The sequence below is a fragment of the Phytohabitans sp. LZ39 genome, assembly GCF_059359075.1.
In genome coordinates this window covers 702,490-718,603 of the sequence record NZ_JCADBM010000001.1, presented here as the reverse complement: position 1 = coordinate 718,603, position 16,114 = coordinate 702,490, and the positions used below count along the sequence as shown (strand labels likewise).

At 70.0% G+C, this 16,114-nt stretch carries 15 protein-coding genes; 9 read left to right on the top strand and 6 right to left on the bottom strand.

Annotation, left to right across the window (positions count from 1 at the left end; translation table 11 throughout):
* Positions 1-16: 16 nt before the first annotated feature.
* The 5 genes from mshD (at position 17) to pstB (ending at position 5,137) form a co-directional block, all read left to right on the top strand.
* Positions 17-979: a mycothiol synthase gene (gene mshD, locus AC5L36_RS03300; protein ID WP_441220169.1), complete on the top strand. Its 963-nt coding sequence runs from the start codon at positions 17-19 to the stop codon at positions 977-979.
* A gap of 225 nt (positions 980-1,204) precedes the next feature.
* On the top strand, positions 1,205-2,290 hold the full coding sequence (pstS, locus tag AC5L36_RS03295; RefSeq protein ID WP_441220168.1) for a phosphate ABC transporter substrate-binding protein PstS: 1,086 nt from the start codon (positions 1,205-1,207) through the stop codon (positions 2,288-2,290).
* A gap of 149 nt (positions 2,291-2,439) precedes the next feature.
* A complete protein-coding gene (pstC, locus tag AC5L36_RS03290; protein WP_441220167.1) occupies positions 2,440-3,327 on the top strand; it encodes a phosphate ABC transporter permease subunit PstC in 888 nt (295 codons plus the stop codon).
* Positions 3,327-4,241: a phosphate ABC transporter permease PstA gene (gene pstA, locus AC5L36_RS03285; RefSeq protein WP_441220166.1), complete on the top strand. Its 915-nt coding sequence runs from the start codon at positions 3,327-3,329 to the stop codon at positions 4,239-4,241. Before pstC ends, pstA begins: the two co-directional genes overlap by 1 nt.
* Positions 4,242-4,243: 2 nt before the next feature.
* Positions 4,244-5,137 (top strand): phosphate ABC transporter ATP-binding protein PstB, encoded by an 894-nt coding sequence (gene pstB, locus AC5L36_RS03280; RefSeq protein WP_441220165.1) that lies wholly within the window; start codon positions 4,244-4,246, stop codon positions 5,135-5,137.
* 54 nt (positions 5,138-5,191) lie between these two features.
* Here the strand turns inward: pstB and AC5L36_RS03275 are convergent, their stop codons facing one another.
* A complete protein-coding gene (locus AC5L36_RS03275) occupies positions 5,192-6,004 on the bottom strand; it encodes an NUDIX hydrolase (RefSeq protein WP_441220164.1) in 813 nt (270 codons plus the stop codon).
* A gap of 31 nt (positions 6,005-6,035) precedes the next feature.
* Between AC5L36_RS03275 and AC5L36_RS03270 the strand changes: the two genes are divergently transcribed.
* The gene (locus AC5L36_RS03270; RefSeq protein WP_441220163.1) at positions 6,036-7,010 is read left to right on the top strand and encodes a Gfo/Idh/MocA family protein; all 975 of its coding nucleotides are present in this window, start codon (positions 6,036-6,038) and stop codon (positions 7,008-7,010) included.
* A gap of 497 nt (positions 7,011-7,507) precedes the next feature.
* On the opposite strand, the gene AC5L36_RS03265 is transcribed toward AC5L36_RS03270, so the two are convergent.
* The 3 genes from AC5L36_RS03265 to AC5L36_RS03255 are packed head-to-tail and all read right to left on the bottom strand — an operon-like array spanning position 7,508 to position 10,014.
* Positions 7,508-8,509, bottom strand: a complete 1,002-nt coding sequence (locus AC5L36_RS03265; protein WP_441220162.1) for an inorganic phosphate transporter — start codon at positions 8,507-8,509, stop codon at positions 7,508-7,510.
* Between the two features lie 3 nt (positions 8,510-8,512).
* On the bottom strand, positions 8,513-9,139 hold the full coding sequence (locus AC5L36_RS03260) for a DUF47 domain-containing protein (protein ID WP_441220161.1): 627 nt from the start codon (positions 9,137-9,139) through the stop codon (positions 8,513-8,515).
* Positions 9,136-10,014: a PPK2 family polyphosphate kinase gene (locus AC5L36_RS03255; protein ID WP_441220160.1), complete on the bottom strand. Its 879-nt coding sequence runs from the start codon at positions 10,012-10,014 to the stop codon at positions 9,136-9,138. Before AC5L36_RS03255 ends, AC5L36_RS03260 begins: the two co-directional genes overlap by 4 nt.
* Positions 10,015-10,193: 179 nt before the next feature.
* Here AC5L36_RS03255 and sigJ point away from each other — a divergent pair, with 179 nt between their 5' ends.
* Positions 10,194-11,144 (top strand): RNA polymerase sigma factor SigJ, encoded by a 951-nt coding sequence (gene sigJ / locus AC5L36_RS03250; RefSeq protein ID WP_441220159.1) that lies wholly within the window; start codon positions 10,194-10,196, stop codon positions 11,142-11,144.
* 147 nt (positions 11,145-11,291) lie between these two features.
* Here the strand turns inward: sigJ and AC5L36_RS03245 are convergent, their stop codons facing one another.
* The gene (locus tag AC5L36_RS03245; RefSeq protein WP_441220158.1) at positions 11,292-11,795 is read right to left on the bottom strand and encodes a DUF402 domain-containing protein; all 504 of its coding nucleotides are present in this window, start codon (positions 11,793-11,795) and stop codon (positions 11,292-11,294) included.
* A gap of 147 nt (positions 11,796-11,942) precedes the next feature.
* On the opposite strand from AC5L36_RS03245, the gene AC5L36_RS03240 reads away from it, so the two are divergent.
* Positions 11,943-12,656 carry a hypothetical protein gene (locus AC5L36_RS03240; RefSeq protein ID WP_441220157.1) on the top strand — a complete coding sequence of 238 codons (714 nt, stop codon included), beginning with the start codon at positions 11,943-11,945 and terminating at the stop codon, positions 12,654-12,656.
* A gap of 260 nt (positions 12,657-12,916) precedes the next feature.
* Positions 12,917-14,806 carry an ATP-dependent DNA helicase gene (locus tag AC5L36_RS03235; RefSeq protein ID WP_441220225.1) on the top strand — a complete coding sequence of 630 codons (1,890 nt, stop codon included), beginning with the start codon at positions 12,917-12,919 and terminating at the stop codon, positions 14,804-14,806.
* A 4-nt stretch (positions 14,807-14,810) separates the two neighbouring features.
* On the opposite strand, the gene AC5L36_RS03230 is transcribed toward AC5L36_RS03235, so the two are convergent.
* Positions 14,811-16,109 (bottom strand): AI-2E family transporter, encoded by a 1,299-nt coding sequence (locus tag AC5L36_RS03230; protein WP_441220156.1) that lies wholly within the window; start codon positions 16,107-16,109, stop codon positions 14,811-14,813.
* Positions 16,110-16,114: the final 5 nt, after the last annotated feature.

Sequence of the window (16,114 nt, the reverse complement as noted above, 5' to 3'; positions counted from 1 at the left end):
GGCATACCGTGACGTGGTGACCTCCGTACATCCCGTCGCGGCCCGGACCGATCAGCTGACCGCGGAGGAGGTGCGGGAGGTGCTCGCTCTCGCCCAGGCCGCCGGCGACACGGACGGGGCGTACCCCCTCTCCGAGCACGTGGTGCTCCACCTGCGGCACGGCGGCGACGTACCGGCCGTTCACCTGCTGGCGCGGGACCACGACGGCGCGCTCGCCGGATATGCCCACCTGGACACCACCGACAAGGTCGAGGGCGCGTCCGCGGAGCTGGCGGTGCACCCGCTGCGCCGGCGGCACGGGCTCGGGCGGGCGCTCGTGCGGGCGGCGATGGACGTCACCGACAAGACCGACCCGCGCGGGCGGCTGCGTCTGTGGGCGCACGGCGACCACCCCTCGGCCGGCGCGCTCGCGCTCAGCCTCGGGTTCGTACGCGCCCGCGTGCTGCTGCAAATGCGCCGCTCGCTCTACGCACCGCTGCTGGAGCCGAGGCTGCCCGAGGGAGTGGCGCTGCGCCCGTTCCGGCCGGGCCAGGACGACGAGGCATGGGTGACGCTCAACGCGCGCGCCTTCGCCGACCACCCCGACCAGGGCCGCTGGACACTGCGTGACCTGCGGCTACGGATGGCGGAGCCGTGGTTCGACGCGGACGGCTTCCTGCTCGCGGTGGCCGGAGACGGCCGGCTGCTCGGCTTTCACTGGACCAAGGTGCACGGCGCCCGGGGGCACCAGCACGAGCCGATCGGCGAGGTGTACGTGCTCGGGGTCGACCCGGACGCGCACGGCACCGGCCTCGGTTCCGCGCTGACCGTGGCCGGCCTGCGCTACCTGCGTGGCCGAGGGCTGGATCAGGCGATGCTCTACGTCGATGAGTCGAACGTCCGGGCGGTGGCGCTGTACACCCGGTCGGGGTTCGCCCGTTGGTCTACGGATGTGAGTTACCGACGGGTTGTTCACCCGGTCACAGCAACGTCAACGTAACGTCGCGTAGCGATAACGGGCGACCGCCAATATCGGATATTCCCGGCACAAGCACCCTGGTTCACGGAACGGACAACTCCCCCTCAGCATTGCGCAATCTTGCCTGGTAGACGTGTTCACTCCTCGTTCATCCACGCCGTGGAAGCCGGCTACCTGCTGCTTTTAGCGTCGCCAGTGTTCGGCCCGTTCATGGCCGGACGCTCCCAACAGAGAGGCTTACCTGAGGTGAACCGCAACGTGCTCTCGCGGCGTGCCCTCGTCGGCGTCGCGATCGCCGCGCTCGCACTTGCCGGCTGCGGTGGCGGAGACGACGACAACGGCACCGACACCGGGACCGGCAATTCCGGCTCTGGCGCGGGCAACTATGAAAGCCTGTCCGGCGACATCAAGGGCGGTGGCGCCAGCTTCCCGAACGCTTTCTACACGGAGGCGATCGCCGAGTTCAAGACCGTGGCGTCGAAGGTGACTGTCACCTACAACTCCGTCGGCTCGGGTCAGGGCAAGAAGGACTTCGGCGCCAACCTCGTGGACTGGGCCGGCACCGACAGCACGGTCAAGGACACGGACGGCGTCGCCGCCGACTCCTTCCTGTACGTGCCGACCGTGGCCGCGCCGATTACGGTCTCCTACAACCTCTCGGGCGTGGACAAGCTTCAGCTCAGCCCGGACACGCTCGCGAAGATCTTCCAGACGGACATCAAGAAGTGGAACGACGCGGCGATCGCCGCCGACAACCCGGGCGTCAACCTGCCCGACAAGGCGATCACGGTCGCGCACCGCGCCGACGGCTCGGGTACGACCAACAACTTCACCAAGTACCTGAAGGCCGCCGCGCCGAGCTGGAAGCTGGACAGCGGTGACACGGTCAACTGGCCGTCCACCACCCAGGGCGCGCAGAAGAACACGGGTGTCGCGCAGATCATCAAGCAGAGCGACGGCGCGATCGGCTACGTCGACTTCAGCGACGCCAAGGAGAGCGGCCTCAAGTTCGCCGCGATCAAGAACAAGGACGGCCAGTTCGTCGCGGCCAGCCTCGACGGCGCCACGGCCGCCCTGGAAGGCGCGACGGTCAAGGACGACCTCACGTACGACCCGCTGAACGCGGCCGGCGCGACGAGCTACCCGATCACCGCCCCGACCTACATCCTCGTCCGCACCTCGTACCCGGACGCGGCGAAGAAGGACGCGGTTAAGGGCTTCGTCACCTACATCCTCAACGAGGGTCAGACGCTCGCCCCCGAGGTGGATTACGCCCCGCTGCCCGCGGCGCTCAAGACGAAGGCGCTCGCCCAGCTCGACAAGATCCAGTGAATCGATGACAGAGCCCAGGGGCGGGGTCCGACGATCCCGCCCCTGGCGGCGTCCCAGCCACCGGAGTTAGGACCGTGACGACTCAGACACCCGATCCGCCCAGCCCTCTCGCGAGCCGGGGCGGCGGCCCGAGGGCCGACCGCTCCTTCATGGCGTTGACCATCGGGGCGGGCCTGCTGGTGCTCGCCGTGCTCGCTCTCATCCTCATCACGACCACTCGCGAGGCGTGGCCGGCGCTGAGCAAGATGGGCCTCGACTTCATCACCAGCAAGACCTGGGACCCGCCGGCCGGGGTCTTCGGCGCGCTCGCGTTCATCTTCGGCACGGCGGTCGTCTCCCTCATCGCGCTGATCTTCGCGGTGCCGGTCTCCCTCGGCATCGCACTCTTCCTCACCGAGTTGGCCCCGCGCCGGCTGCGCGGCCCTGCGGTCACAGTGATCGACCTGCTCGCGGCCGTGCCGTCGGTGGTCTTCGGCCTGTGGGGTGTCCTCGTCGTCGCCCCCAAGCTCGTGCCGATCTACCAGTGGTTCCACGACGTGCTGGGCTGGATCCCGCTCTTCGGCGAGCCGGTCGGCAGCGGCCGGAGCTTCATGACCGCCGGGCTCATCCTGGCCATCATGATCACGCCGATCATCACGTCGATCTCCCGCGAGGTGTTCAGCACCGTGCCGCGGGCCGACAAGGACGCGGCGCTCGCCCTCGGCGCCACCCGCTGGGAGATGATCCGCGGCGCGGTCTTCCCGCACAGCTTCGGCGGCCTGGTCGGCGCCGTCATCCTCGGCCTCGGCCGGGCCATGGGCGAGACCATCGCGGTCGCCCTGATCATCGGTAGCTCGACCCAGATCACCGCGAACGTTTTCGCCAGCGGCAACGCGTTGCCGGCGGTGATCGTCGACCAGATCGGCGAATCGACGGGCGACTTCACCGCCGCCCTGATCGGCCTCGGCGTCGTACTGTTCGTGATGACGGTGATCATCAACACCGTGGCGCAGGCCATCGTCCGCCGTGCCGAGATCCGGATGAAGGGAGCGGCGTGATGACGACCACGGCTGAGCGTGTCAGTCGGCCAGGTGCCGGCGCGCCCGACCTGACCCGCCGTTCCCTCTCCGCCCGGCGCCGGATCACCAACCAGATCGCCACGGGGGCCATCGTGCTCGCCCTGATCGTCGCGGTCGTCCCGCTCGGCCTGGTGATCTACTCGGTGATCGCCAAGGGCGGCGGCGTGATGAGCTGGGAGTTCCTTTCCGAGGACATCTCGCTCTCGACGAGGCGCGCCGGCGGGGGTATGTGGCCGGCGATCGTCGGCACGCTGCTCACCACGGGCATCGCGGCCCTGATGGCGATCCCGCTCGGCGTCCTGGGCGCGATCTACCTCAACGAGTACGGCAAACAGCGGCCGCTCGCCCGGATCATCCGGATGCTGGCCGACATCATGACCGGTGTGCCCTCGATCGTGATGGGTCTGTTCATCTACACGATCTGGGTGCTGACCTTCGACGAGCGGACCGCCTTCGCGGGCGCGCTCGCGCTGGCCTGCCTCATGCTCCCGGTGGTCATCCGCAGCACCGAGGAGATGCTCCGGCTGGTGCCCGACGAGCTGCGCCAGGCCAGCCTGGCGCTGGGCGCCCGGAAGTGGCGCACGACCCTCACGGTCGTGCTGCCGGCCGCGATCTCGGGCATCACCAGCGGCGCGCTGCTGGCGATCGCTCGCGCCGCGGGCGAGACTGCGCCGATCCTCTTCGTCGTCGGCGCCGTCAACGAAACGAACTGGAACCCCTTCAGCGGCGAGAACACGGCACTGACCGCCCAGATCTTCCGCAACGCCAGCGAGCCGTTCGTGCCTCCTCAGGACCGGGCATGGGGCGCCGCGCTGACCCTGATCGTGATCGTGCTGCTCTTCACGATCATTGCCCGCATCATTGCAAACCGCTTCGCTATTAAGGAGCGCTGAACATGACCAGGCCCGACCCCAAGGTGGAGACAGTGACCGCCAGCGACCGCCCCTCTGTCAGCATCGGCGCGCCCAGCAGCGGTTGGGGTGCCGTCGGTGTCGACACGCCGCAGGCAGCCGGCGCTCCCGTCATGGACCTGCGTGACGTCAGCGTCTTCTACGGCAACTACGAGGCCGTCCGCGGCACCACGTTGCCGATTCGCCAAAACCAGATCACCGCCATGATCGGCCCGTCCGGCTGTGGCAAGTCGACCATCCTGCGCTCGCTCAACCGGATGAACGACCTGATCCCCGGCGCCCGCGTGGCCGGCAAGGTCACCTACCACGGCCAGGACCTCTACGCCAAGGATGTCGACCCGATCCAGGTGCGCCGCCGCATCGGCATGGTGTTCCAAAAGCCCAACCCGTTCCCGAAGTCCATCTTCGACAACGTGGCGTACGGGCTGCGGATCAACGGCATCAAGGGCAACCTCAGCGACCAGGTCGAGGAGGCGCTCACCGGCGCCGCCCTGTGGGACGAGGTGAAAGACAAGCTCAAGCAGAGCGGCCTCTCCCTCTCCGGCGGTCAGCAGCAGCGGCTGTGCATCGCCCGCACGATCGCCGTCCGCCCGGACGTGATCCTGATGGACGAGCCCTGCTCCGCGCTCGACCCGATCGCCACCGGCAAGATCGAAGACCTGATGCACGAGCTGACGAAGTCGTACACGATCGTCATCGTCACGCACAACATGCAGCAGGCCGCCCGCGTCAGCCACTACACAGCGTTCTTCACCGCCGAGGTTGACGACAAGCAGGTGCGGCACGGGCGGCTGGTCGAGTTCAGCGAGACCGGCAAGCTCTTCACCAACCCCAGCGACAAGCGCACCGAGGACTACATCACCGGCCGCTTCGGCTGACCCGCTCCACCGGCTTACGGCCGGGCGGCCCGCGGGTCGCCCGGCCGCTTGCTTTTACGTGATCCGCAGCCGCACGGTGCCGTCGGCGGCGATCTCCGCGCGCGGTGTCACGGCCGTCGCCGCGTCCCGCGCGGCCGCCGCCGCCAGCACCGCCGCGCTGTCCGGGTACCCGGCGAGCTCACGCAGCATCACGACGGTAGGCGGCAGCATGGCGATCTGGCCGGCCTCGTAGCGCGCGACCGCGTCCGCCGGCCGTACCCACATCGTGAGGTCGGCCTCGCCCGAGACGTCGCGGGCCAGCTGCCCCTCGGGCAGCGCGGCGACGAAGAAGTAGGTGTCGAAGCGCCGGGGCTCGAACTCCGGCGTGACCCAGCGCGCCCACGCGCCCAGCAGGTCCGAGCGGAGCACGAGCCCACGCCGGGCCAGCAGCTCGCCCAGGCTGGCGTCCCGGCGGACGAGCGCCTGGCGGTCGGCCTCCAGATCGTCACCGCCCGCCCCTTCGGCGAGCAGCACGCCGGACTCCTCGAAGACCTCGCGCACGGCCGCGCACACCACCGCCTGCGCCTCACCCGCGGGGCGCCCGAGACGGTAAGCCCACTGCTCCGGCGGCGGCCCGGCCCAGCCGATATCGGCACCGGCGTCGGCCGGGTCGACCCCGCCACCCGGAAAGGCGTACATCCCCGAGGCGAACGCCATCGAGGCCGCCCGCCGCAGCACGTACGCCTCGAAGCCACCGCCGGCGGGCCGCAACAGCACGACCGTGGCGGCGAGCCGCGGCGGCGGCGCCGGCCCGCTCTCGCCGGCCTCGAACCGCCGCACCTGCGCGACCAACGCCTCCGGCAGCCGCCACCCGTCCACGTCAGTCATCGGCCCCAGTATGCCCGTACGATCGCGAGTCATGAGTGAGCGCACGCGTTGGGGGATCCTGGCCACCGGTGGCATCGCCACCGCCTTCGTACACGACCTGAAGCTCATGCCGGACGCGGAGATCGTGGCCGTCGGGTCTCGGTCGCCCGAGTCGGCGCAGGCGTTCGCCGGCAAGCACGACATCCCGCGGGCGTACGGGTCGTGGCGCGAACTGGCCGACGACCCCGATGTGGAGGTCGTCTACGTGGCCACGCCGCACTCCGCCCACTACGCCGCCACCCGCATCCTGCTGGAGGCCGGGAAGGCGGTGCTGTGCGAAAAGCCGTTCACGCTGGATCTGACCACCACGGTCGAGCTGATCGACCTGGCCCGCGACCGCGGCCTCTTCCTGATGGAGGCCATGTGGATGCGGTGCAACCCGAGCGTGCTGCGGATGGTCGAGCTGATCCGCGACGGCGCGATCGGTGAGGTGATCAGCGTGCACGCGGACTTCGGCGTGGCCGGCCCGTTCGAGCCGACCCACCGGATGCGGGCGCCGGAGCTGGGCGGCGGCGCGCTGCTCGACCTCGGCGTCTACCCGGTCAGCTTCGCCCACCTGATCCTCGGCATGCCCGAGCACGTGCGCGCCTGGGCCAAGATCGGTCCCGAGGGCACAGACGAAAACACCGGGATCATCTTCGGGTACGACTCGGGAGCCCTGGCCGCGCTCACCAGCGGCATGCTCGGCCAGACCGCGCTCGGTGCCACGGTCAGCGGCACCACGGGGCGGATCGTCCTCGACCCGCCGTTCTTCCGGCCGGACCGGTTCACGCTGCACCGGGACGGCGCGGAGCCGGAGGTCGTGGAGGTGCCGCGCGAGGGCCTCGGCTACCGGTACGAGGCCGCGGAGGTGCAGCGCTGCCTCCGCGAAGGGCTGACCGAGAGCCCGCTCGTGCCGCACGCGGCGACGATCCAGGTCATGGAGCTGCTCGACAAGATCCGCGAGCAGATCGGCGTCTCGTACTAAGGACCTTTTGTCGGGGTGGCTAGCCCTGAATTCCTGTGAGGACGGAGATTTGAGCTACCGCGACGTCCGTCGTGGTCCAGACCGCTGCTCCCGCGGCCTCACCCTTCGCGGTTGGTCGCGTCACCCCTTGCGGGGTGACGATTTGCCCACGATGTCTGTTGCCGGATCGGCGCGAGGGCGGACAGCGGAGCTTCGTCGCCGACAGTAACGGCCGCGAGGTGCGGCCGGGGGTGGGCCGCGAGATCCTTCGGGGCTTGGCTCGCGGACCTGGCAGTGGACGGCCGGGGATCTCGGCTCGGTCTGCGAGCCGCCGGCCGGGAGCGGTGCCCGCGGGAGCATACGGTCCGCCGCTGACGCGGACGGGGGAAATCTGCCCTGGGAAAGTGACCCTAGGGCGGCGGCGACCCTGACTCCGAAAGCTCTGGTGCGGTAGGCCACCACCTTCGCCGGTCCGGCGAAAGCCGGCCAACGTTTGTGGGCCAACCGCACCAGGCCGCTCAGAAGAGGGGGCGGACCACCAGATACGCGAGGCTCGCGATCAGGCCGGCGGCGGGGAAGGTCAGCACCCAGCCGCCCACGATCGTGCCCGCCACCTCCCACCGCACCGCGGAGAGGCGTTTGGTCGCACCCACGCCCATGATCGCCGAGGTGATCGTGTGGGTGGTGGAGATGGGTGCGTGCAGCACGAGCGCGTTGAAGTACAGCACGGAGCTGGCCACCGTCTCCGCCGCGAAGCCCTCCGGCGGGCGGAGGTCGACGATCTTGCGGCCGAGCGTGCGGATGATCCGCCAGCCGCCCGCGTACGTGCCGAGCGCCAGCACGGTCGCCGAGGCCCAGAATGTCCACTCCGGGATATGCTCGGGGCTCCCCTGGTATCTGCCGACGTAGAGCGCGAGCACCACGATGCCGATGGTCTTCGCGGCATCCTGCATGCCGTGGCCGACGGACATGAAGGCCGCGGAGACGGTCTGTGCGATACGGAATCCACGGTTGAGCTTGGCCGGATGCCCGTGCCGGAAGATCCACAGGATGGCGAGCATGACCAGGAAGCCCAGCACGAAGCCGACGAGGGGCGACAGGATCATCGGCAGGATCACGTCTTCGACGATCCCGCGCCACAGCACGGTGCCGGAGGCGGCGAGCGTGGCGCCCACCAGCCCGCCGATCAGCGCGTGTGACGACGAGGAGGGCAGGCCGAAGTACCAGGTGATCAGGTTCCACACGATCGCGCCGAGCACGCCGGCGAAGACGATGCCGAGGCTGTCCCGGCCGGTCGGCAGCGCGACGAGGCCGGCACCGACCGTCTTGGCCACGCCGGCGCCGAAGTGTGCGCCCACGAAGTTGCCGACCGCGGCCATCAGCAGGGCCACCCGCGGCGTGAGGGCGCGCGTGGAGACGCTCGTCGCGATCGCGTTGGCCGCGTCGTGAAAACCGTTCGTGTAGTCGAACGCCAGCGCGATGACGATCACCGCGAGGACAGCGACGAGCTCCCCGCTCAACGGCTAAGACTCCTTGACCGCGATGGTCTCGACCGTGTTGGCCACGTGCTCGAACGCGTCGCAGGCCGCCTCCAGCTCGTCGGCGACCTCCTTCATCTTCAGCACGGTCAACGCGTCGTACTCACCTGAGAAGAGCCGCACCAGCAGCATCCGGTACGCGCGGTCGCCGTTGTTTTCCAGCCGGTTGCATTCGATCCAGTAGTCCTCCAGGGCCTTCATCGTCTTCAGCCGGGGCATCGCGTCGGCGGTCAGTTTGGCCTGCTCGTCGAGCACCGCGATCAGCTCGTGCATCTCGCGGGGCAGCGAGGGGAGTTTGGTGAGCCCGTAGAGGTAGAGCAGGCTTCCGACCGCCTCCAGGTGGTCCATCACGTCGTCGAGCTGCGAGCCGAGCCGGTAGATGTCTTCGCGGTCGAACGGCGTGATGAACGAGGAGTTGATTTTCTGGTACAGCTCGTGCGTGATCTGGTCGCTGTCGTGCTCGACCTCGGTGAGCCGCTCGCTGACCGACTGCACGTCGACGCCGGGGAGCGCGAGCTCGTTGAGCAACTCGGTGCCGCGGACCAGATTCTGCGCAGCCTTGGTGAAAAGCTCGTAGAAGGCGCCCTCCGTGGGCCGGAAGGAGAACCTCACGAGGCCATCGCCGGCGCGCGGTCCGCTTCCAGCCGCCGACGCTCCGCGTCGAGGTCGAAGTCAGCTTCGGGGTACGACAAACGCATATCCTTCAACGCCTCCAGCACGATGTTCGCGACTGCCCAGTCGCGGTACCACTTGCGGTCGGCCGGCACGACGTACCACGGGGCATGGTCTGTCGAGCAGCGGCTAAGCGCATCGTTGTAGGCCGCCTGATAGTCCGTCCACCGGGACCTGGCGTCTACATCGGCCGGATTGTACTTCCAGTGCTTGGTCGGGTCGGTCAACCGTTCCAGAAGGCGTTCGCGCTGCTCGCTGTATGAGATGTGGAGCATGACCTTGACGAGCGTGAATCCCTCGTTGGCCAGCTCGCGCTCGAAGCCGTTGATCTGCCAGTACCGCGACCGCCACACCCGCTCCGGCACGAGCGAGGCGACCCGCGCGACGAGCACGTCTTCGTAGTGCGAACGGTTGAAGACACCCACCAGCCCGGCGGGCGGCAGGGCGCGCCGGATCCGCCACAGGAAGTCGTGCTTGAGCTCTTCCTCGGTCGGCGGCCCGAAGCCGACGATGTGCAGGCCGAGCGGGTTCATCGCGCCGGCGACCTTCTTGATGGTGCCGTCCTTGCCGCCACAGTCCATCGCCTGGAGCACCAGCAGCAGCCGGCGGCGGTCGCCGGCGGCCTTCGCGGCCGCGAACAGCATCTCCTGCTGGCGCGCGAGCTCGACGCCCAGAGACCCGAGCTGCTCGCGAGCCCAACCCTTCGGGTCCTTGCCGGTCACCCTACGGCCGGGCAGACCGGGTGTGGAGCTCGGGTCGATGTCCTTGAGATCAACAGCCGGACCGACGCGCAGCAGCTCAGGTACAGACGTCATCCACCGATCATCGCTTACCCAGGGCGTCTGCGCCGCTTTAGGGTCTATCTGGTGGATCTTGTGGGTGCGAGGCGAGGTCCAGGCGGCGGTCCAGGGATGCCGCTGGCCGTCGCCTGGGCCCGCCGCCGCAGCCCCACAAGATCCACCAGATAGACCCTAAGGTGGGTAACACTGGACGGGTGCGGGATCTCGCCACGGAGTTCGAGGCAGAGCGGAGCCACCTGACGGCGGTGGCCTACCGGATGCTCGGCAGCCGAGCCGAAGCCGAAGACGCCGTGCAGGAGACCTGGCTGCGGTACGCTGACGCGCTCGCCGACCCGGCCGCCCGCGCCCAGATCCGTGACCTGCGCGGCTGGCTCACGACCACGGTCGGCCGCATCTGCCTCGACGTGCTGCGCTCCGCGCGGGTACGCCGCGAGGCGTACCCAGGTCAATGGCTCCCGGAGCCGCTCGTGAGCCGCCTGCCCGACGGCGGCCCGGACCCCGCGGAGCTGGCGGCCCGCTCCGACGAAGTGAGCATCGCGCTTCTCGTGGTGCTCGAACGCCTCACGCCCGAGCAGCGGATCGCTTTCGTGCTGCACGACGTGTTCGCGGTGCCGTTCGACGAGATCGCGAACGCCTTGGGCACGACCGTGGAGGCCGCCCGGCAGCTGGCCTCACGGGCCCGCCGGGCGGTCGCCGACGGCCCACCCAAACACACGGCCGACCTGGCTGAGCAGCGCCGCCTCGTCGCCGCGTTCTTCACCGCCGTGGAGTCCGGCGACGTCGACGCGCTGCTGGCGGTGCTGGCACCCGACGCCGTGATGATCGGCGACGGTGGCGGCGCCTTCCCCGCAGCCGGGCGCCCACTCTCCGGCGCCGCCGAGGTGGCCCGCTTCCTGCTCGGCCTCTTCAAGCAGGCCGGCAAGTTCATGCTGGAGGTCCGGGCGGCTCCGGTCGCGGTCAACGGCGGGTTCGGCATCCAAGTCGAAGGCATCTACAAAGACGGGCGCCCGTTTCGCGGCGTCATGGCGTTCGCGGTGGCAGACGGCCGGATCACCGGCGTCTTCAACCAGATCAGCCCGGAGAAGACCGCCGCCGTGCAGCCGCTGCCCGCCGAGGGCACGGCCTGGCCACCGCCGGGCCTCTAAAGGGCAGATCTGTCCCGGGCCGCGGCCGGCGCGGACCTTTCGGAGGATGCCTGTTCCCGGACCGGCGATCCGGGAAGGCAACAGGGGTCTCGTCGCCGCGAGTAACCGCCGGTGACGCTGCGTCAGGATGACAGGTCCGGGGATCTTCTAGGCGACCAGGGCCAGCCACTTTCGATACGCGGACGCGAACGGCTCGGTGCCGTCGCCGAGCGCGCCGAGGAGCCACCGTGCGGCGCCCTGGGCGTTGTCGGCCACGTCGGCGGGATAGCCGAACCGCTCGCGGTGCTCGGCGAACTCGTCTTCGTCGCGCAGCTCCACCGCGCCGGTCGCGCGCCGCCGCACGACGTCGAGATCCAGGTCGATGATGCGGACCGTGTCGCCGTCCCACTCGGCGGGAGTGGCGATGTCGCAATACACCTCGCTGGTACGCGGCGGCGGGTTGAACATGCCGGTCCACCACGCGTCGTGCGGCACCAGCACCACGAACGGGATCTGCTCCACCGAGGGGCGCCCGTGGTAGACGGAGCGGGTGCCCGCGCTCACGCCGAGCCAGGTGCCCAGGTCGTCTTCGGCCAGCCGGCGCGCGGGATAGTCACGGTGGGCTGTGCCGTCGTACTTGCGGTAGACGACCCGGACCATGTCGCTCGACATGCCCGAACCCTAACCGATGCCCCGATCGGTGGATGGGCACGTCCTCTGTCCGGCCGCTCGGCCACCCATCGAGAAACTTCGTTTTTCGCAATCCGTTGTCGTACAGTATTCGCCGGCGGCGCTTCGAAAAGACGATGAGGCCATGATATGTCCGAGTACGACAGTGCCCGACTCCTCGCCGATCTCGACGCACTACGCGCGCGAGCCGATGCCCTTACCACACGGCTGTCCGCAAAGCACGATCCGCGATTTCGCTACACCGGAGAAGATCGAAACAGTTTGGTGCGTGTGATTGTGGACAGTCATGGGCGTGCCACAGACGTGGTGGTGTCGCGCGATTGGCGGCAGGAAACAGATCCGGCCGGTCTCGCCCGCGCCATCCTGTCCGCGGTGGGAGAAGCGCAGGCCCGGCGCGTGGAAGCCGTGGGGGCGGGCAGCGCGCCTGCGACCGCGGCACTGCTCGACCGCACACCGGCGGCCGGCGGGTCGCTAGCCGGCGTGTCCGGCCCGGACCTGATTCGCGACCTGCTGCCGTTGCTCGACGATGCCGAGCGCCAGCTCGATGAAGCGCGCCACCAACTCGAACACCATTTCACCGAGAAATCACGCCTGACCAGCCCAGGCGGCGAATTGACCATTACCACGCAGGCGGGCCAGGTGACCGAGATCGAATTTGCCGATCGCTGGATCACCGCGGCCGGCAGTGACGAAGTCGCACGCCAGGTGTGCCATCTTTTGCAGGATGCACACGAGCGTGCATGGGCCGGAATCGGTGACCTCTTACCGCGGGAGCTGGGCGAACTAATGTCCTTTGCCGCCGACCCGGAACAAATGCTGCGACGTCTCGGCTTCCACACCTGATCGCCGCGCCACTCCGGGTGATGCCCGCCGTCGCGTTCAGGGCAAGGGCCTGTGGATAACGCGCGCCGCTTGTGGATAAGCGCGGATGCGTCGGTGGGGGCGGGTACGGTCGCACGGTGACCACCGCGACCAACGCACCACCGTCACCCTCCACGGCCCCAAAGCCCCGCTCCGGCGGGCAGGAGCCGACGGCGACGGACTTGTTGGCCGCGGCGGTCGGCGCGGTCCCGGGTGGTACATCGCGGCCTGGCCAGCAGGAGATGGCGCTGGCCATCGAGCGTTCGATCGAGACCGGCGAGCACCTGCTCGTCCAGGCGGGCACCGGCACCGGCAAGTCGCTGGCCTACCTCACGCCCTCCCTGCTCGTCGACGGGCCCGTCGTGGTCTCCACGGCCACGCTCGCCCTCCAGTCCCAGCTCGTCGACCACGACCTGCCGCGCCTGGCCGACGCGGTCGAGCCGGTGCTGCGCCGGCGGCCGACGTTCGCGGTGTTGAAGGGGCGGCACCACTACCTGTGCCTGGCCCGGCTCGACAACTCCGCGGAGGAGGAGCCCGACGACGGCCTCTTCGACGCGCCTGCCCCGGGCGCGACCAAGTGGCTGGGTGAGGCGGGCCGGCTGGGCAAGCAGATCCAGCGGCTGCGCGAGTGGGCGATGAAGACGACCACCGGCGACCGCGACGAGCTCGACCCGGGCGTCGACGACACCGCGTGGCGGCAGGTGTCGATGCCGGCGCGGGAGTGCGTCGGCGCCAACCGCTGTCCGTATGGCGGGGACTGCTTCGCCGAGGCCTCCCGCGCGCGGGCCCGCGAGGCCGACATCGTGGTGACCAACCACAGCCTGCTCGCCGTCGACATGCTGGCCGGGCGCCACATCGTGCCGCCACACAAGCTGCTCGTCGTCGACGAGGCGCACGAGCTGGCCGATCGCGTCTCGTCCGCGGCGCAGGCCGAGCTGACGCCCGACATGGTCGACCGGGCGGCGCGACGCGCCCGCACGTTCATCTCTCCGGAGGCATACGAGGCGCTTGCCGAGGCGGGCGACGCGCTCACGGTCGGGCTCGCCGAGGCGCCGGCCGGGCGCATCACGACCGGGCTGCCGCCGGCGCTGAGCGGTGCGTGCACGCTCCTCGACGCGGCGACCCGCACCGGGCTCGAAGCGATCGGCGACATCAAGTCCGACGACCCCGACCCGGTCCGCAAGCAGCAGGCCAAGGCGGTGCTCGACGAGCTCTCCAAGACCGCGCAGCGCCTGCTGGAGGAGGCGGCCCACGACGTGGCCTGGGTGGAAAAGCCAGACGTCGGCAGCCGCCGCGCGCTGGTGGTCGCGCCACTTTCCGTGGCGGGCACGCTCGCCACCCACCTGTACGACGAACGCACGGTCGTCGCGACCTCGGCCACGCTCACGCTCGGCGGCCAGTTCGAGACCGTGGCGAGGGCGCTGGGGCTGGCGGCGCCCGACGGCAAAGATGGCGACGACGGCGACTGGCACTCGCTCGACGTCGGATCGCCGTTCGACTACCCGCGGCAGGGCATCCTCTACGTGGCTTCACACCTGCCCCGGCCCGCCGCCTCCGGCCTGCCCGACGCCGCCGGTGAGGAGCTGCTCGCGCTGGTCGGCGCGCTCGGCGGCCGCACACTCGGGCTCTTCTCCTCCCGCCGGGCCGCCCAGCAGGCGGCGGAGCTGCTACGGGCCAAGACCGACCTGCCCGTGCTGCTCCAGGGCGAGGAGGCGCTGCCGCTGCTCGTCCGCCGCTTCCGCGAGGAGCGGGCCAGCTGCCTGTTCGGCGTGATGTCGCTGTGGCAGGGCGTCGACGTGCCGGGTGACTCCTGCCAGCTCGTGGTCATCGACCGGCTGCCGTTTCCACGCCCCGACGAGCCGCTGGCCGCGGCGCGCGCGGCGGCGGTCGACGCGAAGGGCGGATCCGGCTTCGCGTCGGTGAGCGTGCCGATCGCGGCGATCCGGCTGGCGCAGGGCGTGGGCCGGCTGATCCGCTCAAACGGCGACAAGGGCGTGGTGGCGGTGCTCGACTCGCGGCTGGAGACGGCCCGCGGCTACGGTCCCTTCCTGCGCAAGTCGCTGCCCCCGTTCTGGTATACGACGAAGCGCGAGGTCGCCCTCGGCGCCCTCAAACGCCTCCGCGAAAGCTAGCGCCCTAGGGCGGCGTCGCCTTCACCACGACCGCCTCGGGGGGCACCTCCGGACGGCGCGGGTTGCTCAGGCGACGGATGGCCGTGTTGAGGACGGCGACCAGCGGCACCGCCACCAGCGCGCCCACGATGCCGGCCAGCACCACGCCGGCGGCGATCGCCACGATTACGGCGAGCGGGTGGATCGCCACCGCGCGGCCCATGATGAGCGGCTGGAGCACGTGGCCTTCGAGCTGCTGCACCGCGATCACCGCGCCGAGCAGGATCAGCGCGCTTACCCAGCCGCGGTCGACGAGCGCGATGAGCACCGCGACCGCGCCGGAGAGGGTGGCACCGACGATCGGGATGAACGCGCCGAGGAAGACGAGCGCGGCCAGCGGCAGCGGGAACGGCACGCCGAGGATCCACACGGCCACGCCCACGCCCACCGCGTCGATGAACGCCACCAGGACCGTCGCCCGCACGTATGCCACCAGCGTCAGCCAGCCGGCCCGGCCCGCGTCGTCGACCTGCCACCGGGCCCGCAGCGGCAGCATCCGCACTATGAAGCGCCAGATGCGCCCACCGTCGCGGAGGAAGAAGAACGTCGAGAAGAGCACCAGGAACATCCCGGTGAGCACCTCGAAGAGCGTGGTCGCGGTGGAGACGCCGGCGCTGGTGAGCGACTCGGTGTTGTCGTCGAGCCACTTTTCCGCGGTGTCGACGTAGCTGTCGATCTGCTTGTCGGACAGGTGCAGCGGCCCGGTCTGAAGCCAGTCCTGGATCTGCCGGATGCCCTGCGTCGCGCTGTCGCTGAGCTGGGGCAGGCCGTCGATGAACTCGGTGATGACCAGCGTCAGCGTGCCGGCGACCGCGGCGAGGCCGCCGATGAGCACGACCGCGGTGGCGAGCGAGCGGGGGAAGCCGAGGCGCAGCAGCCAGCGGACGGCCGGTGACAGCAGCGCGGAGAGCAGGAGCGCGATCACCAGCGGGATGATCACGATGTGGACCCGGCTGATCACCTGGACCAGCGCCCACACGATGATGCCCAGGACGATCAGGCGCCACGACCACGCCGCCGCGATGCGCAGGGAGCGGGGCACCTCGCCGTCGTCGCGGCTCGCCGTCGTCGAGTGCACATCCGGAGGGGTCGTGACGGGCGGCTCCTCCTCACGGAACGCACCGTTGCCGTTACCCGCCTCGGCGGCGCGGCGTGCCTCCTCGCGGCGCGCGCGCACGGTCTCGCGACCCGCCTCGTACGCCCGGCGCAGATTAGCCCGCACCCGCTCGACCCGACTCACGAAACACCCCCTCCGCTGCCACAACGTTC